The organism is Pseudomonas sp. G(2018), from assembly GCF_005502415.1.
In the GTDB taxonomy this organism is placed as follows: Bacteria; Pseudomonadota; Gammaproteobacteria; order Pseudomonadales; family Pseudomonadaceae; genus Aquipseudomonas.
This window is the reverse complement of the sequence record NZ_SCOO01000025.1, coordinates 35,338-57,066: the sequence shown is the minus strand read 5'-3', so window position 1 is coordinate 57,066 and position 21,729 is coordinate 35,338. Positions and strand designations below refer to the sequence as shown.

Here is a 21,729-nt window from a genome sequence, read left to right as displayed (position 1 = left end):
ACGAAACAGCTGTGGGAGCGAGCCTGCTCGCGAAAGCGGTCAAACAGACGCCATTTTCATTGCGACGACCTCCGACTTCGCGAGCAGGCTCGCTCCCACAGCGAACTCTGCCAAGGCCGATAGATTTTCGCAGGCAAAAAAAAAAGGGCAACCGAAGTTGCCCAAAATGCCTTGCGTGCTCATTGCGTCCAGAAAGACCTACGGTTTTTTCCGTTTGTGCGAATCCTTCCAGATAAAAAATCCGAACCCTGCAAAAAACACCAGCATGAGGCTGACGGTCAGCACTCCGGCGATCACCACGTTGTCGAAAAACATGACGCGTCTCCTGCAGTTGCCCTGTTGCGATGGGGCTAAGTTAACCAATCGGGCAGGAGAGAATATTGACCGGGATCAATGTTGCCCGGGACCGGGCATATAAGGAGGGGGAAACTGACCTGCATCAATCGATGCAGGGGGCTCAACGCTTTTTCGGCTTGCTCTTCGTTTTGGTTTTTTGGCTTTTCTTCGCTTTCCCCAACGGCATGGCCTGTTCGAACGCCTGGCGCACTTCATTCAGGCGTTTGTCGTTAAGGTCATGGATACGCTTGGCGCGTTCGGCGTTGAGGTCGATCAGCTTGTCGTCTTGGCTCATGGCGTTCAGTGCATCGCTGGAAATGAAATTCAGCTGCCGCATCGTTCGGCAGGGTTGCGCCAATAATGAGGTCTGGCGACGGCGCTGACCAGCCACACCCTCAAATCTCGATATCGACCCACAAGCCCTGGCGCGGCTGGTCTTCCATCAGCGGCGCCACCGGTACGGTATTGTCGGCATTGAGTTCGTCACCGGGGATCGCCAGGTGCGCTTCGGGATCATCATCGGCTTCACGCCGGCGCCGCTCGCGCTCCTGCTGTCGGCGCTGTTCCTCGCGCAATAACAGAACGGCTTCTTCGCGGTCGCGGTTTTTCAGGTCGATGGTGCTGTCGGTGGAACTCTCCTGCATCGGCACCACAGGCGCGATGTCCGGGCGCGGGCGAACCGGGTCGTGCTGGGAAGTGATCGGCACGGCACTCAGGGGGAGCATCGGTGGCAGCATATAAATGGGTCTCCTGTCTGCAGGCTGTCGGCTGCGGGAATGGCGACTTGAGCCATCGGTCGCAAACTGTGACCCAATTGGCACTCGTTGGTGCCGTAGTCCACGCACCGCCTGTAAGTGGGCTAACGTAAACCCGAGAGTTTTTCTGAGAGTCCTTTGGCCCTGAAGCCCTCATTCCGTTAAGATAGCCCGCTTTTTCAAGGTGGGAGTCAGGCAGCATGGCGCAGCAGTATCAACCGGGGCAACGCTGGATTAGTGACAGCGAAGCCGAGCTGGGTTTGGGCACCGTTCTGGCACAGGACGGCCGCTTGCTGACCGTGCTCTATCCGGCCACTGGCGACACTCGCCAGTACGCGCTACGGAATGCGCCTCTCACTCGTGTAAGGTTTTCGCCGGGTGACAGCATCACTCACTTCGAAGGCTGGAAACTGACCGTTCGCGAAGTTGACGACATGGATGGCCTACTGGTCTACCACGGCCTCAACGCCCAGAACGAAGTGGTCACCCTGCCGGAAACCCAACTGTCGAATTTCATTCAGTTCCGCCTGGCCAGCGACCGCCTGTTCGCCGGCCAGATCGACCCGCTGGCCTGGTTCTCCCTGCGTTACCACACCCTCGAACACACCAGCCGCCAATTGCAGTCCTCGCTGTGGGGTTTGGGTGGCGTGCGTGCGCAACCGATCGCGCACCAGTTGCACATCGCCCGTGAAGTCGCCGACCGTATTGCGCCACGGGTTCTGCTGGCAGACGAAGTGGGCCTGGGCAAAACCATCGAAGCCGGCCTGGTGATCCATCGCCAACTGCTTTCGGGCCGCGCCAATCGCGTGCTGATCCTGGTGCCGGAAAACCTTCAGCACCAGTGGCTGGTGGAGATGCGCCGCCGTTTCAACCTGCAGGTCGCGCTGTTCGACGAAGAACGCTTCATCGAAAGCGATGCCTCCAACCCGTTCGAAGACACCCAGCTCGCGCTGGTTGCCCTGGAATGGCTGGTGGACGACGAGAAGGCCCAGGACGCGCTGTTCGCCGCCGGCTGGGATTTGCTGGTAGTCGACGAAGCGCACCACCTGGTGTGGCACGAAGATCAGGTCAGCCCTGAATATTCGCTGGTCGAGCAACTCGCCGAAACCATTCCCGGCGTGCTGCTGTTGACCGCAACCCCGGAACAACTGGGCCAGGACAGCCACTTTGCCCGTCTGCGCCTGCTTGACCCGAACCGCTTCCATGACCTGCACGCCTTCCGCGCCGAGAGCGAAAACTATCGCCCGGTGGCCGAGGCCGTTCAGGAGTTGCTGGACCAGGGACGTCTGTCGCCACAAGCGCATAAAACCATCCATGGTTTCCTCGGCGACGAAGGCGAAGCCCTGCTGACCGCAGTCAACGACGGCGACACCGAAGCCAGCGCCCGCCTGGTGCGGGAACTGCTGGATCGCCACGGCACCGGTCGCGTGCTGTTCCGTAATACCCGTACCGCGGTGCAGGGTTTCCCGGAACGCAAACTGCACCCGTATCCGCTGCCGTGCCCGGACGAATACCTCGAACTGCCACTGGGCGATCACGCCGAGCTGTATCCGGAAGTCAGCTTCCAGGCCCAGCCGGACGCCACCGAAGAAGAACGCTGGTGGAAATTCGACCCGCGTGTCGAGTGGCTGATCGACCAGTTGAAAATGCTCAAGCGGACCAAGGTGCTGGTGATCTGCGCCCATGCCGAAACCGCCATGGACCTGGAAGACGCCCTGCGCGTGCGCTCCGGCATTCCGGCCACGGTATTCCACGAGGGCATGAACATCCTCGAGCGTGACCGCGCCGCCGCTTACTTCGCCGACGAAGAATTTGGCGCGCAAGTGCTGATCTGTTCGGAAATCGGCAGTGAAGGCCGCAACTTCCAGTTCTCCCATCACCTGGTGCTGTTCGACCTGCCGTCCCACCCGGACCTGCTGGAACAGCGGATCGGTCGTCTGGACCGGATCGGTCAGAAACACACCATCGAATTGCACGTGCCCTACCTGGAAACCAGCCCGCAAGAGCGCCTGTTCCAGTGGTACCACGAGGCGTTGAACGCGTTCCTCAATACCTGCCCGACCGGCAACGCCTTGCAGCATCAGTTCGGCCCGCGCCTGCTGCCGCTGCTGGAAGAGGCCGACGATGGCGAATGGCAAACACTGATCGACGAAGCCCGTACCGAGCGTGAGCGCCTGGAAGCCGAACTGCACACCGGCCGCGACCGCTTGCTGGAGCTCAATTCCGGCGGTGCCGGCGAAGGTGAGTCGCTGGTTGACGCGATTCTTGAGCAGGACGACCAGTTCGCCCTGCCGATCTATATGGAAACCCTGTTCGACGCTTTCGGCATCGACAGCGAGGACCATTCGGAAAACGCCCTGATCCTCAAGCCGAGCGAAAAAATGCTCGATGCCAGCTTCCCGCTGGGCGACGACGAAGGCGTGACCATCACTTACGACCGCAACCAGGCGCTGTCCCGCGAGGACATGCAATTCATCACCTGGGAACACCCGATGGTGCAAGGCGGCATGGATCTGGTGCTGTCCGGTTCCATGGGCAACACCGCCGTGGCGCTGATCAAGAACAAGGCGCTGAAACCCGGCACCGTATTGCTGGAACTGCTCTACGTCAGCGAAGTGGTTGCCCCGCGCTCGCTGCAACTGGGCCGCTACCTGCCGCCGGCCGCATTGCGCTGCCTGCTCGATGCCAACGGCAATGACCTGTCGGCCCGGGTGTCGTTCGAGACCCTGAACGATCAACTCGAAAGCGTACCGCGCGCCAGCGCCAACAAGTTCATCCAGGCACAGCGCGATCAGTTGACGCCACGGATCAACGCCGGCGAAGACAAGATCTACCCGCGTCACGCCGAACGAGTGGCGGAGGCGCAACGTCGCCTGGCGGCTGATACCGATGAAGAACTGGCACGCTTGACCGCGTTGCAAGCGGTCAACCCGACCGTACGCGACAGCGAACTGGTTGCCCTGCGCAAACAACGCGAGCAAGGCCTGGCCATGCTCGACAAGGCTGCGCTGAGACTGGAAGCGATCCGGGTGTTGGTGGCGGGTTAACCCCCCTGCTCCACCGGTAAACAAGAAGGCCCGCAGCGATGCGGGCCTTTTTATTTGCCTGAGTTTTGTAGTGCTGCTGATGCCCCCTTCGCGAGCAGGCTCGCTCCCACAAATCAGCCCCCTGTGGGAGCGGGCTTGCCCGCGATGGCGATTATGCAGTCGCCGCAGAACCTTCAGGCTCAACCACCGCCACCAAACCCTCTTTCATCCGCTTGGCATCCCTTACAAAACACCGCGACGCCAGCACCAGAAACACCATGGTGAAAAACAGTGCCACCGGAATCAGGTACATCGCATCATGCAGACCGACCGCCTTGAACGCCTCGGTCATCTGTTCGGCACCCGCCGATAACATGGCCGTGTGCGCAAAGTGATCGGACAAGGCACCGACCACCACCGGCCCCAAACCACCACCCAACAGATAAAGCCCGGCGAAGAACAGCGCCATGGCCGTTGCCCGCAGACGCGGCTCGACCACATCCTGGATCGCCGTGTAAACGCAGGTGTAGAAGTTATAGGCGAACAGCCAGCCCACACTGAAAACGGCCACGAACACCCCGATCTCGATCCGCCCCGAATGCAGCGCCCACGCCGTGCACAAGGTAGAAATAATCAGACTGAACGCGGCGAACAGCAGACGACCATTGGCCACCCGCTGGTGGATCTTGTCCGCGATCCAGCCACCCAGGGTCAGGCCGACCAATCCGGTTACGCCGACAATGACCCCGGTCGCCACTGCCGCTTCCTGCAATGGCATCAGGAAATAGCGCTGCAGCATCGGCACCAGGAACGAGTTACAGGCATAAGTCGCGAAGTTGAAGCACAGGCCGGCCAGCACCAGCCACAGGAAGGTCGGCACCGCCAGGACACGACGAATCGGCCGGTCAACCTTCTCCTGCGACACCTGCACGCTTTCGGCCGCACCGCGCTTGGGCTCCTTGATGTAGAACATGAAGACCGCCAGGATCAACCCCGGCACTGCGGCGATGAAGAACGGCGCACGCCAGCTGTCGAACGCCTTGACCATCGCGCCGATGGTGAAGAACGCCAGCAACAGCCCCAACGGCAGCCCCAGCATGAAAATACCCATGGCCCGCGCCCGGCGATGAGCCGGAAACAAGTCGCCGATCAGCGAGTTGGCAGCCGGTGCATAGCTGGCTTCACCGATTCCGATGCCCATGCGCACGATCAGGAAGCTCCAGAAGCTGCCGACCATGCCATTGACCGCCGTCAGTCCGCTCCATGTCGCCAGGCCCCAACCCATCAGTTTGCTGCGCGAACCGGTGTCGGCCATCCGCCCCAGGGGCAGACCGGCGATTGCGTAAACGATGGTGAACGCCGTACCGATGATCCCCAGTTGAAAATCGCTGAGGTGCCACTCCATGCGGATCGGTTCGATGATGATGGCCGGGATGGTGCGGTCGAAAAAGTTGAACAGGTTGGCCAGGAACAGCAGGAACAGAATGCGCCAGGCATTCGCCGCTTGGGTCGAGTTCTGCATGGGTCCGTCTCTTTTATTGTTATGGGGCTTCACTGCCAGCGCATCCGAGCCCGGAACCTGCAATCTAGTCAGACCCGCCAACGCTGTCTGTAATTATTCGTAAAGCTGATACCTGTCCATGGCGCCCGGAGCTGCTCATGCAACGAGTTATTTCCAAACGCTCTAACGCTCATTCCAAAATGGTAGACATCAATTTGCCACTACCGCTTGCGATCCGTACCTGACCTCTATACTTCACGACATTCGCCGGCGCTGCTTGCACCGGTCAGGTAAACAACATGGGGCATGCTATGGAGTGGCTTGGTCTGCATTTCATTACCGAGCTGCCAGAGAGCGGGCAGGTCATACTCAATTGCATACATGACCCTTTTCTGGTGCTACTGGCTTATCTGGTTGCCTGTGCCGGTAGCTTTGCCACGCTGGACATGGCCGAGCGCGTCGCCCATGCGGAAAAACCCGCCTCCCGACGCTTATGGCGCTGGGGCGGTGCCGGGTGCCTGGCCGGCGGGATCTGGGCCATGCACTTCATCGGCATGCTGGCGTTCCAGGCGCCGGTCAATGTGCATTACCATCTACCCATCACCCTTGCCTCCCTGTTGATCGCCCTGCTGGCTTCATGGCTGGCGATGCACACGCTCAGTCGCCCTGCCTTGAACTTTTGGCAATGCCTGAAGGCTTCGATCTGGATCGGCCTGGGTATTGCCACCATGCATTACGTGGGCATGTCCGCCCTGCGCTCGCCGGCGATGGCCTACTATCAACCGACCTTGTTCGCTCTCTCCATCGTGGTGGCGATTGGCGCCAGCCTCGCGGCATTGCTGCTGGCGAACTACTTGCGCAACGGCACCGGGATGTTCCATCAGTTGCTCAAATACAGCGCCAGCCTGGTACTCGGGACAGGCATCATCAGCATGCATTTCACCGGCATGGCCGCCTTCAATCTGGTGCTGCCCACCGGTAGCCTCCTCACCCAACCCGGGGAAAACAACCATCTGCAGTTGGGCCTGACGGTCGCGGTGATGACACTGCTGATCATCGGCAGCAGCGTCAGTGCGGCGCTGGCGGACAAGAAGCTGCAACACAAGGAGCATGACCTGCAGCGGGTCAACTCACTGCTCACCCAACTGGATCAGGCACGCATGTCGCTGCAACAGGTGGCGCACTACGACCCTTTGACCAACCTGATCAACCGCCGCGGTTTCAACCAGCTGTTCGCCGAGAAACTCATCGAGAAAACCCATGGGGGCGGCATGCTCGCCGTGTTGTTCCTGGACATCGACCATTTCAAGCGCATCAACGACAGCCTCGGTCACGACGCCGGCGACGAGTTGCTCAAAGTGATCGCCAGCCACATCAAAGGCTCGGTGCGCAGCCATGAGGACGTGGTGGCGCGCTTTGGTGGCGACGAGTTCTGCATGCTCATCAACCTGCATGATCGCGAAGAAGCGCGGCACATGGCGCAGCGCATCATGTTGAAAATGAAGGAGCCCATCGAGCTGGCCGGGCGGCGCATGGTCATGACCACCAGCATCGGCATCAGCCTGTTTCCCGATGACGGCAAGACCTGCGACGAGCTGCTGAAAAACGCCGACCTGGCGCTGTATCAATCCAAGGGCAGTGGGCGCAATGGCCTGAATTTCTTCAGTGCCAACCTCAAGGCCCGTGCCACGCTGGAGCTGCAACTGGAGGAAGAGCTACGCCATGCCCTGCGCGAAGACACCGGCCTGATGCTCTATTACCAACCGATCTACGACTTGAAAACCGGCCAGGTGAGCAAGCTTGAAGCATTGATTCGCTGGCAACACCCGGTCCACGGATTCCTCGCACCTGACCGCTTCATCCCCCTCGCCGAGGCCAACGGCCTGATCACCGAACTGGACAACTGGGTGCTGCGCAAAGCCTGTGAAGACCTCGGTGAGTTGTCGCGCCAGGGGTGCGAAGCCCTGAAGATCGCCGTGAACTGCTCGCCCCTGAGCCTGGCGCGCGAGGAACTGGCGGGGAAAATCGAACAGGCATTGCGCTGCGCGGGGGTCGCGCCGCAACGACTGGAACTGGAGGTGACCGAAAATGCCCTGATGGGCAATATCGCCGACACTCTGGTGCTGCTGCGACAGATTCGAGACTTGGGAGTGTCGCTGTCGATCGATGATTTCGGCACCGGATACTCGTCTCTGGCCTACCTCAAGCGCTTGCCGCTGAACACGTTGAAAATCGACCGCTCATTCATTCAGGACATTCCCAAGTCGACCCAGGACATGGAAATCGTCCAGGCGATTATTGCCATGGCCCACACTCTGCATCTGGACGTGGTCACCGAAGGCGTCGAAACCTTCGAGCAATACCAGTTTCTCGAATGCCAAGATTGTGACTTCGTTCAGGGTTACCTGCTCAGCCGGCCGGTGCCGCTGGCTGAATTACGTCCGGTGTTGAACGAAATCAACCAGCGCAGGCACACCTACACCCCTACGTCGTTGAATTTGGTGCACGGTACATCTGCACTAATGTAGACGGGTCTTTTTCCAGGAACCCCTGCCCGCCATGCAGTCGCATCAGTTGCGCCGCCAGGCCGCTGATCGGTGTCGCCGAACCCTGCTCGCGGGAAAACTTCACCGCCGTGTCCAGATCCTTCAGCAAGGTCCGCACATGCCATTTCACCGGTTCGAAACGGCTCTCGGCCATTTGCGGGGCGAGGATCTGCAAAGGTTTCGAATCGGCAAAACCACCGGCCAGCGCCTCGGCGATCAGGCTCGCATCGACACCGGAACGCTCCGCCAGCGCCACCACTTCGGCAATCACCAGCGCATTGCAGGCGACGATCATCTGATTGCAGGCCTTGGTCACCTGCCCTGCTCCGACAGCGCCCATGTGGGTCACGCGCTGGCCCAGATTCAACAACACGGGCTTGATGCGTTCCAGATTCGCCGCATCGCCACCGACCATGATCGCCAGGCTCCCCGCCTCGGCACCGACCACGCCACCGGACACCGGCGCATCAAGCCAGCCCATGCCGGTTCGACTGACAAGCTCTGTCGCCATTTCCCGCGTCGCGGTGGGTTCCAGGCTGGAGAAATCCACCAGCAACTGGCCGCTTTTCGCGCCTTCGACCACCCCGGTCGCGCCAAACACCACTTCACGCACCACCGAGGTATCCGCCAGGCACAACAGCACCAGATCCGCGTGCCGGCACAACTCTGCCGGGGTCGCGACCTGGCGGGCACCCGCCTCGACCAGCGGCGCGCATTTAGCCGGATTACGGTTCCACACCGTCAGCGGATAACCCGCCGCCAGCAGGCGTCGACACATCGGCAGCCCCATCAGACCGATTCCGGCGAAACCCAACGAAGGTAGTGTTGACATCATTTTGCCTCTTTTTGATTAAAGATCGCCGAACATCGGCCGATTCATCATGACTCAGGAAAGGATTCCCCCGAGCGACGCTCAGGCCACGGCTCTGACGCTTGGGCCAAATACGCGCTGATAAAAGACGCGAGTTCTCATCCGTGACGGTTCGACGACAGCGTGTCGCCCGACCAACCAGCCCAGGTACATGGCGAACAATGACTTCCAAAAACAACCCGGCCACTGCGGTATCCGACCTGACCTTGAGCCCCGCGGCGAACAGCCCTTCATCGTCGAAGCCATTGCTCCCGTCACGCCCGCTGGCGACCCAGCAATACCTGTATTTCACCGAAACCAACACCGACCGCATCCTCGACAACCTCGACGGCCTGCGCGACATGGTGTTCCCGCGTCCACCGCACCTTGAAGGCGACAACGAACAGCACAGCGACCAGGAATTCCCGTCAGTGTGCCTGATCGGCCTGGGCCGCTGCGGTTCGAACATCGCGCTGGATGTGGCGGAGCTGGTATACAACGCCCGCAAGTTCTACCTCAACGAATTCAACAGTGAAGACCGCCTGTCGCCGGACAAGCGCTATGCCGAAAAAGGCTACAGCCCAGCCCAGTGGATTCGCACCAACCTGCGCCTGATGCCGAACAAGGCGACCAAACCGGTGTTCCTGGTAGAGCCGCTGGTGATGCTCGGCGACCTCGACAAAGACATCGCCGGTCGCATCCGTTTCTCGCGCAAGGGTGAAAAAAGCGGTTTCCTGCGCGACTACAGCAAAATGAAAATCATGGACTTGTCGGAAGTCCACGCCGGTGGTGCCGGTAACGCGCCGATCCTCGGCCAATACCTGGCCAAGATCATCCTGAACAAGGACACCCAGCGTTTCTCCAGCCCTGACTGGAAGATGATTCACTCGTACCTGATCGACAGCTGCGGCATCAAGGCCAACCAATCGCGCCTGTACTTCTCGATCTTCAGTGCCGGCGGCGGTACTGGCTCGGGCATGGCTTCGGAATTCGGCCTGGCCCAGCAACACTCGTACATGAACAAGACGTTCGACACCAAGCCGATGGATGAACACGACAGCAAGAGCGGTCACTCCTTCGTTTTCGAGCCGATTTTCACCAGCGGCATCTGCGTGCTGCCGAACATTTCCGATCACCGCAGTGAAATGTCCGAAGCGCTGCACATCAACGCCGGTCGCCTGCTTTGTAAATACCTGTCGGAAGAATGGGACTTCTCCTACAACTTCGCCAACGAAGACAGCAGCGAAGCCAGCGTCATGGGCCGCATCCGCCCCTGGAACGCGATGATGCTGATTTCCAACGACATCATGCGTTACGCCGAAGAAAGCGACGACGGCAACATCCAGAACATTGATGTCAATGCCATGGAAAAGCACGCCAACCAATACATCTCGCAGCAGATCTTCAACATTCTGACGGCGCAAGCGGTAACGACCGACTACGACCAGAACTATTTCCGTCGCGCCGGCATCGACATCGGCGAAACCATTCGCCTGGACGCCAACGACCTGTTCATGAGCCTGGCCGGCCCGGTGGCGATTGCCTACGCCGAGTCCGTGGTCCCGGAAACCCCGGCGCCTACCAGCGACAAGTTCAAAGTGTTCGAGAAAGAGCCGCAGCGCCTGAACATCGACGATCTGTTCTTCCGCTCCATCGACCTGCCGCACTTCAACAAGGTCACCCAGGCCATCGAAGGCATCAGCCTGCTGCCAATAGAGTCCAAGCGCTATCGTGCGTCGCTGGAGCAGTACAAGAATTCCAGCTACGACGCGGCGGCCCTGCACGACCTGCACTTCTTCAAGAACTGCTCGTCGGTGGTGTCGATCGTTTCGCTGCCGAAGGACTACAAGCTGTCCTACATGGACCTGAACCGGTTGAAGACCCATCTCAACAACCTGTTCCCCAATACCACGCTCAAACGCTACGCACTGGTAATCGGTGCCTCGGCCAACCTGTCGCTGACCACCCTGATCGCCAAGAGCCCGTGCCTGTCGGACGACTTCCTGACGCTGATCGTGGCCTTCATCAAACGTTGCTTCGCACGCAGTCCGTACCGTTTCGACGAAACCCTGGATAACTCGATGCTGGACTTCATCGTCAACGAAGAGTTCGACGAAGCGCGGATTGATGACTTGCTCAACGAGTTCGAGAACCCGGCGAAGATCCTCGATACCAACTGGTACGCGATCAAACCGATGTACGAGAAGAAATACCGCGAGCTGATCAACGACAAGGACAAGTTCGTCTCGATCAACGACATTCGTTTGTCGCGCGATTGCGTGAAGAAAGCGATCAAATACCTGCGTGAGATCTACCGTCACCGCATCGGCAAGACCAAGGTTATTTCGCTGAATAACCACACAGGTAAAACCTTCTAAGCCGCGTCGTTCCCTTCGCGAGCAGGCTCGCTCCCACAAGGTCATCACTGAATCCTGTGGGAGCGAGCCTGCTCGCGAAGACTTCCTCGGATTCACGCAATTCCAACACCCAGAAACAATTGAGCAGCCCTCAAGCTGCCCGCTCAACTGTTCCCGTTACGTTTACGTCACCGTGAAGCTGTGGCTTTTCTCTACGGCAACGTGCCATCACGCTACTCGGCTACACACTTTTGGTCAGCGGCGACGCGCACCAAACGAGTGCGCACTTTCAAGCCTTTGCTCTTTCCTGGATCAGGATCCACGGCGAAACCACCACTGCCCACAACTGCGGATCACGTTCGAAAAGATCCAGCGCCCGCGTTTCAGACAGCTTGGCGACCTTGTCACAGGCCAGCCAGGCAGCCACTTTCTCGCCTTCGTCGGTGGCCACGGCCTCGGCGGCGGCGATCAAATCCAGGCCGGGGTCGACCCACAATAGGGCACCCTTGGCAAAGAACGGCTCCAACTCCTTCCAGGTAATAGATGCGGTTTCACCAAGCAGCTTGGCATAGAGGGTGCTAGGTTCTTCAGTCATGGGTCCGGTCCGGAAAAGAAATCGACGCAATGATAACGTCGGTGGTCGGGCAGAAAAACCCAGATGCAATTTGTGTCACTGAACGAAAAGCGCAGGAAAGCCAAGGAATGCACGGAATCTGGCTATAAGCCCGTCAACACCCCGCCGCAATTCTGACTTTTTCTTTCAAAAAAGCGACACCCTCAAGTTTTGCCCCCTGGCGCCAGCTTCCCAGGCTGACAATCGGCGCTCTACACTGTACCGGTACAGTTGCCGAGGGGCTTTTCCGGGGAATGTCGTAGATACTGACCCGGTTCTGCTGCCGACGGCGCCAGGACTATAAAAACTACAACAGTAAGAGTGGAGCACTATGACTAAGGCTACTAAGCAGATTTCCAAACTGTTTGCCGCTATGGTTCTGGCCGGGGTTGCCAGCCATTCGTTCGCAGCTGACACCATCAAGATCGGCATCGCCGGCCCTAAAACCGGCCCTGTAGCCCAATACGGCGACATGCAGTTCAGTGGCGCCAAAATGGCCATCGAACAGATCAACGCCAAAGGCGGCGTAGACGGCAAGAAACTCGAAGCCGTTGAATACGATGACGCCTGTGATCCAAAACAAGCGGTAGCGGTCGCGAACAAAGTCGTCAACGACGGCGTTAAATTCGTGGTCGGCCACCTGTGCTCCAGCTCCACTCAACCGGCTTCGGACATCTACGAAGACGAAGGCGTGATCATGATCACCCCGGCTGCCACCAGCCCGGACATCACCACCCGTGGTTACAAAATGGTGTTCCGCACCATCGGCCTGGACAGCGCCCAGGGCCCTGCCGCCGGTAACTACATCGCCGATTTCGTAAAACCGAAAATCGTTGCTGTCCTGCACGACAAACAGCAATACGGTGAAGGCATCGCCACCGCCGTCAAACAAACCCTCGAGAAGAAAGGCACCAAGCTTGCCGTGTTCGAAGGCATCAACGCCGGCGACAAAGACTTCTCCTCGATCATCGCCAAGCTCAAGCAAGCCAACGTCGACTTCGTCTACTACGGCGGCTACCACCCGGAGCTGGGTCTGATCCTGCGTCAAGCGGATGAAAAAGGCCTGAAAGCCAAGTTCATGGGTCCGGAAGGCGTGGGTAACGATTCGATCTCGCAGATCGCTCAGAAGTCCTCCGAAGGCCTGCTGGTGACCCTGCCGAAATCCTTCGACCAGGATCCGGCCAACGTCGCCCTGGCTGACGCGTTCAAAGCCAAGAAAGAAGACCCGAGCGGTCCGTTCGTGTTCCCGGCCTACTCGGCTGTGGAAGTGATCGCCGAAGGCATCAAGACTGCCAAGTCCGAAGACACCGCCAAAGTGGCTGAAGCCATCCACAAAGGCACCTTCAAGACGCCAACCGGCGACCTGAGCTTCGACGACAAGGGCGACCTGAAAGACTTCAAATTTGTGGTTTACGAGTGGCACTTCGGCAAACCAAAAACTGAAGCCAAGCCTCAGTAAGGCCTTGCCTGACTGACTGCCAATAAAGCCCACGGCCTGCCGTGGGCTTTGTTTTACGAACGTACCTGGGCCGCGCTGGCGTGATCCGCTAGTCTCCCCACCTGAAAATCTCAAAACCGTCATCAGCGGTTCGCTGGCAAACCCCGAATTCGAAGTGGATGCAGATCCACGGGATCGGGCGGGAAAATGACTCCACCAGTGAAATGCGTATCAGGTTTTTAGGAGCGCTGTAATGCCTGACATCTATCACTTCTTCCAACAGCTGGTTAATGGTTTGACCATTGGCAGCACGTATGCCCTGATCGCCATCGGCTATACGATGGTTTACGGCATCATTGGAATGATCAACTTCGCCCACGGCGAGGTGTACATGATCGGCTCCTACGTGGCGTTCATCGCCATCGCCGGGCTGGCCATGATGGGACTCGACAGTGTTCCGCTGTTGATGACCGCCGCTTTCCTGGCGACCATCGTCGTCACCAGTGCCTACGGCTACAGCATCGAACGGATTGCCTACCGCCCCTTGCGCGGCAGCAACCGTCTGATCCCGCTGATCTCCGCCATCGGCATGTCGATCTTCCTGCAGAACACGGTTCTGCTGGCGCAAGACTCCAAGGACAAATCCATTCCCAACCTGATTCCGGGCAACTTTGCCTTTGGGCCAGGTGGCGCACATGAAGTGCTGATTTCCTACATGCAAATCGTGGTGTTCGTGGTGACCCTGATCGCCATGCTCGGCCTGACGCTGTTCATCTCCCGCTCTCGCCTGGGCCGCGCCTGCCGCGCCTGTGCCGAAGACATCAAGATGGCCAACCTGCTGGGTATCAACACCAACAACATCATCGCCCTGACCTTCGTCATCGGTGCCGCGCTGGCGGCCATCGCGGCCGTGCTGCTGAGCATGCAATACGGCGTGATCAACCCGAACGCCGGTTTCCTGGTCGGCCTCAAGGCCTTCACCGCCGCGGTACTGGGCGGTATCGGCAGCATTCCGGGCGCCATGCTCGGCGGGCTGGTACTGGGTGTGGCAGAAGCTTTCGGTGCCGATATCTTCGGCGACCAGTACAAGGACGTCGTAGCCTTCGGTCTCTTGGTTTTGGTGTTGTTGTTCCGGCCAACCGGCCTGCTGGGCCGTCCGGAGGTTGAGAAAGTATGACTAGGAATCTTAAACAGGCGTTTTTCAGCGCCTTGCTGGTGTGGGCCGTGGCCTACCCGGTACTGGGTCTGAAGCTGACCATCGTCGGTATCCACCTCGAAGTCCACGGCACCAGCACCGCGACGCTGATCACCATCGCCGTGTGTTCGGTGCTGATGTTCCTGCGTGTCTTGTTCGACCAGCAGATCAGCTCGGCCTGGCGCTCCTCGCCAGGCATGCCGCTGATACCGGCCAAGGCCACCAACTTCCTGACCCTGCCGAGTACCCAACGCTGGTTCATCATTGCGTTGATCGCCGGTGCGCTGATCTGGCCGTTCTTCGGTTCTCGCGGCGCGGTGGACATCGCGACGCTGGTGCTGATCTACGTGATGCTCGGCTTGGGCCTGAACATCGTGGTCGGCCTGGCCGGCCTGCTCGACCTCGGTTACGTCGGCTTCTACGCCGTCGGCGCCTACAGCTATGCGCTGCTGTCGCACTACTACGGCCTGAGCTTCTGGATCTGCCTGCCGATTGCCGGCCTGATGGCGGCCACCTTCGGCTTCCTGCTCGGTTTCCCGGTGCTGCGTCTGCGTGGCGACTACCTGGCGATCGTGACCCTGGGCTTCGGTGAAATCATCCGTCTGTTCCTGCGTAACCTGACCGGCCTCACCGGCGGTCCGAACGGCATCAGCAACATCGAGAAACCGACGTTCTTCGGCCTGACCTTCGAACGTAAAGCCGCCGAAGGCATGCAGACTTTCCACGAATACTTCGGTCTGGCATACAACTCGATCAACAAGGTGATCTTCCTTTACCTGGTTGCGCTGCTCCTGGCACTGGCTGCGCTGTTCGTCATCAACCGCCTGCTGCGCATGCCGCTGGGCCGCGCCTGGGAAGCACTGCGCGAAGACGAGATCGCCTGCCGCGCACTGGGTCTCAACCCTACCGTGATCAAACTGTCGGCCTTTACCCTGGGCGCCAGTTTCGCCGGTTTCGCCGGTAGCTTTTTCGCTGCCCGTCAAGGCCTGATCACGCCGGAGTCCTTCACTTTCATCGAGTCGGCGATCATCCTCGCCATCGTGGTACTGGGTGGTATGGGCTCGCAGTTGGGTGTGATCCTGGCCGCCGTGGTGATGATCCTGTTGCCGGAAATGATGCGTGAGTTCAGTGAGTACCGCATGTTGATGTTCGGTGCCTTGATGGTACTGATGATGATCTGGCGCCCTCAGGGTCTGCTGCCCATGCAACGTCCTCACATGGAGCTGCGCAAATGAGCCGCGAGATCCTTAAAGTAGAAAACCTGAGCATGCGCTTCGGCGGCTTGCTGGCGGTCAACGGCGTTGCCTTGAGCGTGAAAGAGAAACAAGTGGTTGCACTGATCGGCCCCAACGGCGCCGGCAAGACCACCGTGTTCAACTGCCTGACCGGCTTCTACAAGCCGAGCGGCGGCAGCATCCTGCTGGACGGCGAGCAGATCGAAGGCCTGCCGGGCCACAAGATCGCTCTCAAAGGCGTGGTGCGTACCTTCCAGAACGTGCGGTTGTTCAAGGACATGACCGCGGTCGAGAACCTCTTGATCGCCCAGCATCGTCACCTGAACACCAACTTCCTGTCCGGCCTGTTCAAGACCCCGTCGTTCCGCAAAAGCGAGCGCGAGGCCATGGAATACGCCGAGTACTGGCTGGACAAGGTCAACCTGCGTGAATTCGCCAACCGTCCGGCCGGCACCCTGGCCTACGGTCAGCAACGTCGCCTGGAAATCGCCCGCTGCATGATGACCCGTCCGCGGATCCTGATGCTCGACGAACCGGCCGCCGGCCTGAACCCGAAGGAAACCGAAGATCTGAAGGCGCTGATCAGCGTGTTGCGTGAAGAGCACAATGTCACCGTGCTGCTGATCGAACACGACATGAAACTGGTCATGAGCATTTCCGACCACATCGTCGTGATCAACCAGGGCACGCCTCTGGCCAACGGTACGCCGGATGAGATCCGCGACAATCCTGAAGTGATCAAAGCCTACCTGGGGGAAGCGTAAATGCTGCAGTTCGAAAACGTTTCCACCTTCTACGGCAAGATCCAGGCCCTGCACAGCGTCAACGTCGAAGTCCGCCAGGGCGAAATCGTGACCCTGATCGGCGCCAACGGTGCCGGCAAGTCCACGCTGCTGATGACCCTGTGCGGTTCGCCTCGGGCCCACAGCGGCAGCATCCGCTACATGGGTGAAGAACTGGTCGGCCAGGACTCCTCGCAGATCATGCGCAAGAGCATCGCCGTGGTTCCGGAAGGCCGTCGGGTGTTTTCCCGCCTGACCGTGGAAGAGAACCTGTCCATGGGCGGTTTCTTCACGGCCAAGGGCGACTATCAGGAACAAATGGACAAGGTCCTCGGACTTTTCCCACGCCTGAAAGAGCGCTTCAACCAGCGCGGCGGCACCATGTCCGGCGGCGAACAGCAGATGCTCGCCATCGGTCGTGCGCTGATGAGCAAGCCCAAGCTGTTGCTGCTCGACGAACCGTCGCTGGGCCTGGCTCCGATCATCATCCAGCAGATCTTCGACATCATCGAACAGCTGCGCAAGGACGGTGTGACGGTGTTCCTGGTCGAGCAGAACGCCAACCAGGCGCTGAAAATCGCTGACCGTGCCTACGTGCTGGAAAACGGCCGGGTGGTGATGACCGGCACCGGTGAAGCGCTGCTGACCGATCCGAAAGTGCGTGACGCCTACCTCGGTGGCTGAGCCTTTGCGGTAAACAAAAAAACGGCCTTCGCGGGCCGTTTTTTTTTGCGCCAGTCTCAACAGCGACGTTGCCCCCCCTGTGGGAGCGAGCCTGCTCGCGAAAGCGGTGGGACATTCAACATTGATGTATCTGACACGCCCCCATTCGCGAGCAGGCTCGCTCCCACAGGATGTGCGCTTTCGGTTTTATAGCCGATCCAGCGCTTCCCCACTGCGCTTGAACCACCCCATCAAATAATCCGCCAGCACCTGCGTGCGTTTCGGCAAACCGCCCTGATACGGATGCACCAGGTACATCGGCATGCTTCGGGTCTGATAGTCACGCAACAGCCAGCGCAAACGTCCGTCAGCCAATTCCGCCGGCAGCAGGTAAGACGGCAAACGGGCAATACCGGCGCCGGCCAGTGCCGCTTTCTTCAGCAGGTTGTAATGGTTGCTGGCGAACGGCCCGGAGACCCGCACCCGCAGCAGTTCGTGTTGCTGGTGATACAGCCACTCCTCACGACCGCTGTAATGACTGTTGAGCAGGCATCGGTGTTCGGCCAACGCCCGGGGTGTCTGCGGTTCGCCGTATTGCTCCAGATAGGCCGGGCTCGCGCAGGTCATCTCGTGCCAGGCCAGCAGCGGACGCGCCACCAGTCGCTGGTCAATGGCCACGTCAGAGCGGATCGCCAGATCGAAGCCGTCGCGCGCCAGTTCGCGGTAACTGTTGTTGAGCTCCAGTTCGATCTGCACCTCGGGGTACTTGGCCGAGAACTCCAGCAGCAAGCCATCGAAGAAGGTTTCTCCCAGCGACACCGGAACTGTCATACGGACCGGACCGGCCATATCGTCCTTCAATCGTGCCAGGGCCTGACGCGCCCTCTCCACTTGTACTACGAGCGCCTGGGCTTGTGGCAACAACGCCGCACCGGCTGCCGTCAGGCTCAGGCGTCGTGTGGTGCGTTGCAGCAACACCACGGAAAATTGCGTTTCCAGTTGGCTGATACGCTTGGACAGCTGCCCCTTGCTGCAACCGAGCTGCTGGGCGGCCAAGGTAAAACTGCCCGCTTCGACCAATACGGCGAACGCCGCCAGATCATCCATTTCACTCATGGATTGTTTCCATTTGAAAACCAAAGGTTGCCTATTAGCGCGCTTATCAGCAGAAAAAACCACTCTAAACTGAACCCACATTCAATCCAGTGGAGGAACGGCAACATGAAAATTCTTTTGATCGGCGCGGGCGGCACCATTGGTTCGGCCATCGACAAGGAACTGTCCCAACGCCACGAAATCGTGCGCATCAACCGCAACAGCGGCGACTTTCAGGTGGACATCAGCGACAGCGCCTCGATTCGCAAACTGTTCGAGCAAACCGGCAAGTTCGATGCGCTGATCAGCGCCGCCGGCAACGTGACCTTCGCCCCCTTGGATGAGATGACCGAAGAGAGTTTTTCCCTGGGCCTGAAAGACAAGCTGATGGGCCAGGTCAATCTGTTGCTGATCGGCCGCGAGTTTGCCAATGACGGCGCATCGTTCACCTTCACCACCGGTGTGCTCAGCCACGACCCGATCCGCAGTGGCGCCTCGGCAGCGCTGGTCAACGGCGCGCTGGACAGCTTCGTCCGTGCCGCAGCCATCGAACTGCCACGCGGCCTGCGGGTCAACTCGATCAGCCCGAACGTGCTGGTCGAAGCCATGGGTAAATACGCCCCTTACTTCCGCGGCTTCAAACCGGTTCCTGCGGCGGATGTGGCATTGGCCTACGCCAAAAGTGTCGAAGGCTTGCAGACTGGTCAGACCTTTCACGTGGGCTAACACAACACGCTCGCTGTAGAAGCAGCCGGTCGACGCTCGATCGCTCGCGATGGGCATTAATGATGACAAGGGCTATCTGAATGAAAGCGGCGCCTTCACGTTTTTCGCGAGCAAGCTCGCTCCTACAGGGTGATTGATACCCGTTGGCAGGGTTGTGATGAACGGTCAGGCTGAGTAACGTGGCGGCACTTGTCAGGAGACCCCAAGATGCGTGTTGCCCGTTCCTTAGTCCTTGTTGCCCTGCTCCCCTTGTTCGCAGCCTGTCAGTTGCTCGACGGTTCGCGTGAAAGCGCCTCACACGTGGGCCAGACCCGCCTGCAAGGCCAGTTGAGTGCCGCCGACGGCAAACTGTTGTTCCAGCCCTGCGGCGAGCAACGCCGTTATGCAGTCAACGACACGGGCGGCACCAGCGTCCTGCAACAGGCCGCGAGCCTGGCCGATGCCCAGGGCAAGCTGTTTGCCGATGTGCGCGGGCGGATCGTTTCCGGTTCCGGCGACGGTCAACTCGACATTGAACAGCTGTATCGCATCGAGCAGACAGGTCACGCCTGTGACGATCCCGACTTCAAAAAGCTGATCCTGCGCGCGACTGGCCATGAGCCCGAGTGGAGTGTGAGAGTCAGCGGTAAAGGCATGATCATCGACCGCGTCGCCCAACCACCCTTGGCCGTCCCCTACGTCGAAGAGCAACTGGGCGATGGCCGCTTCAATCTCAGTACCGAAGCCAATAATCAACACATCGAACTGTGGGTCGCGCCGCAACGCTGCGTCGACAGCAGCAGCGGCAGCGTCCTGCACATGAGTGCCGAGCTGCGTATCGACGGCCAGGTGCAACGCGGTTGCGGGTATTTCGGCGGATCGCGCGACGACTGATCGTTTAAGCCTCACGGGACCCGGTCTTTGCGGCTTATAATCGCCGCCTTCAAACGCCCTGGCGCAGTTGTGCGCCCCGCGAACCGGATCCCGTCATGTTACGAATCACTGAACTCAAGCTGCCGATCGACCATCCCGATGAAGACCTGCGCCCTGCCATCGTGCAACGCCTGGGCATCGCCAGCGATGATCTGCTCGACTTCACCTTGTTCAAGCGCAGCTACGATGCGCGCAAAAAATCCTCCGAGCTGTGCTTCATCTACACCATCGACCTCAACGTTCGCGATGAGGCCGCGGTGCTGCACAAGTTCGCCGATGACCGTAACGTCAACGTGGCACCGGATGTCAGCTACAAAATGGTTGGCCAGGCGCCGACCGACCTGAGCGCGCGTCCGATCGTCGTCGGCTTCGGACCCTGCGGCATTTTCGCCGGGCTGCTGCTGGCGCAGATGGGCTTCAAGCCGATCGTCCTCGAGCGCGGCCCCGATGTGCGCCAGCGCACCAAGGATACCTGGGGCCTGTGGCGCAAAAGCGTACTCAACCCCGAATCCAACGTGCAGTTCGGCGAAGGCGGTGCGGGGACGTTCTCCGATGGCAAGCTCTACAGCCAGATCAAGGACCCAAAATTCCTTGGCCGCAAAGTCCTGCATGAGTTCGTCAAGGCCGGTGCGCCGGAAGAAATCCTCTACGTCAGCAAACCGCACATTGGTACGTTCCGTCTGACCGGCGTCGTGGAAAACATGCGTGAAGAGATCCGCGCCCTCGGCGGTGAAGTGCGCTTTCAGCAGCGGGTCACCGATGTGCTGATCGAAGACGGGCAACTGGTCGGCGTCGAACTCCACGGCGGCGAGCAGATTCATTCGAAACACGTGATCCTGGCCCTCGGCCACAGCGCCCGCGACACGTTCCGCATGCTCCACGGCCGTGGCGTGTACATGGAAGCCAAGCCGTTCTCGGTCGGTTTCCGTATCGAGCACCCGCAGTCGCTGATCGACCGCGCGCGCCTGGGCAAATACGCCGGCCACCCGAAACTGGGCGCCGCCGACTACAAACTGGTGCACCACGCCAAGAACGGCCGCTCGGTCTACAGCTTTTGCATGTGCCCGGGCGGCACCGTGGTGGCGGCGACGTCCGAGCCGAACCGCGTGGTCACCAACGGCATGAGCCAATACTCGCGTAACGAACGCAACGCCAACTCCGGGATCGTCGTCGGGATTACCCCGGAAGTCGACTATCCGGGCGGTCCGCTGGCCGGTATCGAGTTGCAGGAACGCCTGGAGTCCCACGCCTATGTACTGGGCGGCAGCAACTACGAAGCACCGGCGCAACTGGTCGGCGACTTCATTGCGGGCAAGCCGTCCACCGAACTGGGCAGCGTTGAACCGTCCTACAAGCCGGGTGTTGCCCTGGGTGACTTGGCGCTGGCCCTGCCAGCCTTCGCCATCGAAGCCATTCGCGAAGCCTTGCCAGCATTCGAGAAGCAGATTCGCGGCTACTCGTTACACGACGCGGTCTTGACCGGAATCGAGACCCGCACCTCGTCGCCACTGCGGATCACCCGTAACGAGTCGATGCAGAGCCTGAACGTGAAGGGCTTGTTCCCGGCCGGTGAAGGCGCGGGTTATGCGGGGGGGATTTTGTCGGCGGGTGTAGATGGGATTCGCATTGCCGAGGCCGTTGCCCGAGACATTCTCGGCATCGAGGCCTGATACAAATCCCTGTGGGAGCGGGCTTGCTC

Annotated in this window: 18 protein-coding genes; 11 read left to right on the top strand and 7 right to left on the bottom strand. The window is 59.7% G+C overall.

What is annotated here, in order from left to right:
- Positions 1-198 precede the first annotated feature (198 nt).
- The 3 genes from ccoM to FFS64_RS21445 all read right to left on the bottom strand — a co-directional run bounded on the left by ccoM (position 199) and on the right by FFS64_RS21445 (position 1,073).
- The gene (ccoM, locus tag FFS64_RS32010) at positions 199-315 is read right to left on the bottom strand and encodes a cytochrome c oxidase subunit CcoM (RefSeq protein WP_008056860.1); all 117 of its coding nucleotides are present in this window, start codon (positions 313-315) and stop codon (positions 199-201) included.
- Positions 316-457: 142 nt separating this feature from the next.
- Positions 458-673, bottom strand: a complete 216-nt coding sequence (locus FFS64_RS21450) for a hypothetical protein (RefSeq protein ID WP_137807065.1) — start codon at positions 671-673, stop codon at positions 458-460.
- Positions 674-731: 58 nt separating this feature from the next.
- Positions 732-1,073 (bottom strand): aspartate-semialdehyde dehydrogenase, encoded by a 342-nt coding sequence (locus FFS64_RS21445; RefSeq protein ID WP_095195399.1) that lies wholly within the window; start codon positions 1,071-1,073, stop codon positions 732-734.
- 218 nt (positions 1,074-1,291) lie between these two features.
- On the opposite strand from FFS64_RS21445, the gene rapA reads away from it, so the two are divergent.
- On the top strand, positions 1,292-4,138 hold the full coding sequence (rapA, locus tag FFS64_RS21440) for an RNA polymerase-associated protein RapA (protein ID WP_137807064.1): 2,847 nt from the start codon (positions 1,292-1,294) through the stop codon (positions 4,136-4,138).
- Between the two features lie 151 nt (positions 4,139-4,289).
- Here the strand turns inward: rapA and FFS64_RS21435 are convergent, their stop codons facing one another.
- Positions 4,290-5,639, bottom strand: coding sequence for an MFS transporter (locus tag FFS64_RS21435; protein WP_137807063.1), 1,350 nt, complete (start codon positions 5,637-5,639; stop codon positions 4,290-4,292).
- A gap of 290 nt (positions 5,640-5,929) precedes the next feature.
- Between FFS64_RS21435 and FFS64_RS21430 the strand changes: the two genes are divergently transcribed.
- A complete protein-coding gene (locus FFS64_RS21430; RefSeq protein ID WP_305955747.1) occupies positions 5,930-8,146 on the top strand; it encodes a bifunctional diguanylate cyclase/phosphodiesterase in 2,217 nt (738 codons plus the stop codon).
- Here the strand turns inward: FFS64_RS21430 and FFS64_RS21425 are convergent.
- On the bottom strand, positions 8,103-8,999 hold the full coding sequence (locus tag FFS64_RS21425) for an NAD(P)-dependent oxidoreductase (protein WP_171017115.1): 897 nt from the start codon (positions 8,997-8,999) through the stop codon (positions 8,103-8,105). The genes FFS64_RS21430 and FFS64_RS21425 overlap by 44 nt on opposite strands.
- Positions 9,000-9,196: 197 nt before the next feature.
- Between FFS64_RS21425 and FFS64_RS21420 the strand changes: the two genes are divergently transcribed.
- Positions 9,197-11,392 carry a hypothetical protein gene (locus FFS64_RS21420; protein WP_137807060.1) on the top strand — a complete coding sequence of 732 codons (2,196 nt, stop codon included), beginning with the start codon at positions 9,197-9,199 and terminating at the stop codon, positions 11,390-11,392.
- A 268-nt stretch (positions 11,393-11,660) separates the two neighbouring features.
- On the opposite strand, the gene FFS64_RS21415 is transcribed toward FFS64_RS21420, so the two are convergent.
- Positions 11,661-11,966, bottom strand: coding sequence for a DUF2288 domain-containing protein (locus FFS64_RS21415; protein WP_095195394.1), 306 nt, complete (start codon positions 11,964-11,966; stop codon positions 11,661-11,663).
- 349 nt (positions 11,967-12,315) lie between these two features.
- On the opposite strand from FFS64_RS21415, the gene FFS64_RS21410 reads away from it, so the two are divergent.
- The 5 genes from FFS64_RS21410 to FFS64_RS21385 all read left to right on the top strand — a co-directional run bounded on the left by FFS64_RS21410 (position 12,316) and on the right by FFS64_RS21385 (position 17,318).
- Positions 12,316-13,443: a branched-chain amino acid ABC transporter substrate-binding protein gene (locus tag FFS64_RS21410; RefSeq protein WP_137807059.1), complete on the top strand. Its 1,128-nt coding sequence runs from the start codon at positions 12,316-12,318 to the stop codon at positions 13,441-13,443.
- 232 nt (positions 13,444-13,675) lie between these two features.
- Complete coding sequence (livH, locus tag FFS64_RS21400; RefSeq protein WP_095195392.1) at positions 13,676-14,599, top strand: high-affinity branched-chain amino acid ABC transporter permease LivH; 924 nt, start codon at positions 13,676-13,678, stop codon at positions 14,597-14,599.
- Positions 14,596-15,852: a high-affinity branched-chain amino acid ABC transporter permease LivM gene (locus FFS64_RS21395; RefSeq protein ID WP_095195391.1), complete on the top strand. Its 1,257-nt coding sequence runs from the start codon at positions 14,596-14,598 to the stop codon at positions 15,850-15,852. Before livH ends, FFS64_RS21395 begins: the two co-directional genes overlap by 4 nt.
- Entirely contained in the window at positions 15,849-16,616 is a 768-nt protein-coding gene (livG, locus tag FFS64_RS21390) for a high-affinity branched-chain amino acid ABC transporter ATP-binding protein LivG (RefSeq protein WP_137807058.1), read from the top strand. Before FFS64_RS21395 ends, livG begins: the two co-directional genes overlap by 4 nt.
- Positions 16,617-17,318, top strand: coding sequence for an ABC transporter ATP-binding protein (locus tag FFS64_RS21385; RefSeq protein WP_057716104.1), 702 nt, complete (start codon positions 16,617-16,619; stop codon positions 17,316-17,318).
- A gap of 186 nt (positions 17,319-17,504) precedes the next feature.
- Here FFS64_RS21385 and FFS64_RS21380 read toward each other — a convergent pair whose 3' ends face one another.
- On the bottom strand, positions 17,505-18,413 hold the full coding sequence (locus FFS64_RS21380) for a LysR family transcriptional regulator (protein ID WP_137807057.1): 909 nt from the start codon (positions 18,411-18,413) through the stop codon (positions 17,505-17,507).
- A 105-nt stretch (positions 18,414-18,518) separates the two neighbouring features.
- Here FFS64_RS21380 and FFS64_RS21375 point away from each other — a divergent pair, with 105 nt between their 5' ends.
- From FFS64_RS21375 to FFS64_RS21365, 3 genes are all read left to right on the top strand, one after another.
- Positions 18,519-19,118: a short chain dehydrogenase gene (locus FFS64_RS21375; RefSeq protein WP_137807056.1), complete on the top strand. Its 600-nt coding sequence runs from the start codon at positions 18,519-18,521 to the stop codon at positions 19,116-19,118.
- 207 nt (positions 19,119-19,325) lie between these two features.
- Positions 19,326-19,991: a COG3650 family protein gene (locus tag FFS64_RS21370; protein WP_137807055.1), complete on the top strand. Its 666-nt coding sequence runs from the start codon at positions 19,326-19,328 to the stop codon at positions 19,989-19,991.
- 95 nt (positions 19,992-20,086) lie between these two features.
- Positions 20,087-21,700, top strand: coding sequence for an NAD(P)/FAD-dependent oxidoreductase (locus FFS64_RS21365; RefSeq protein WP_137807054.1), 1,614 nt, complete (start codon positions 20,087-20,089; stop codon positions 21,698-21,700).
- Positions 21,701-21,729: the final 29 nt, after the last annotated feature.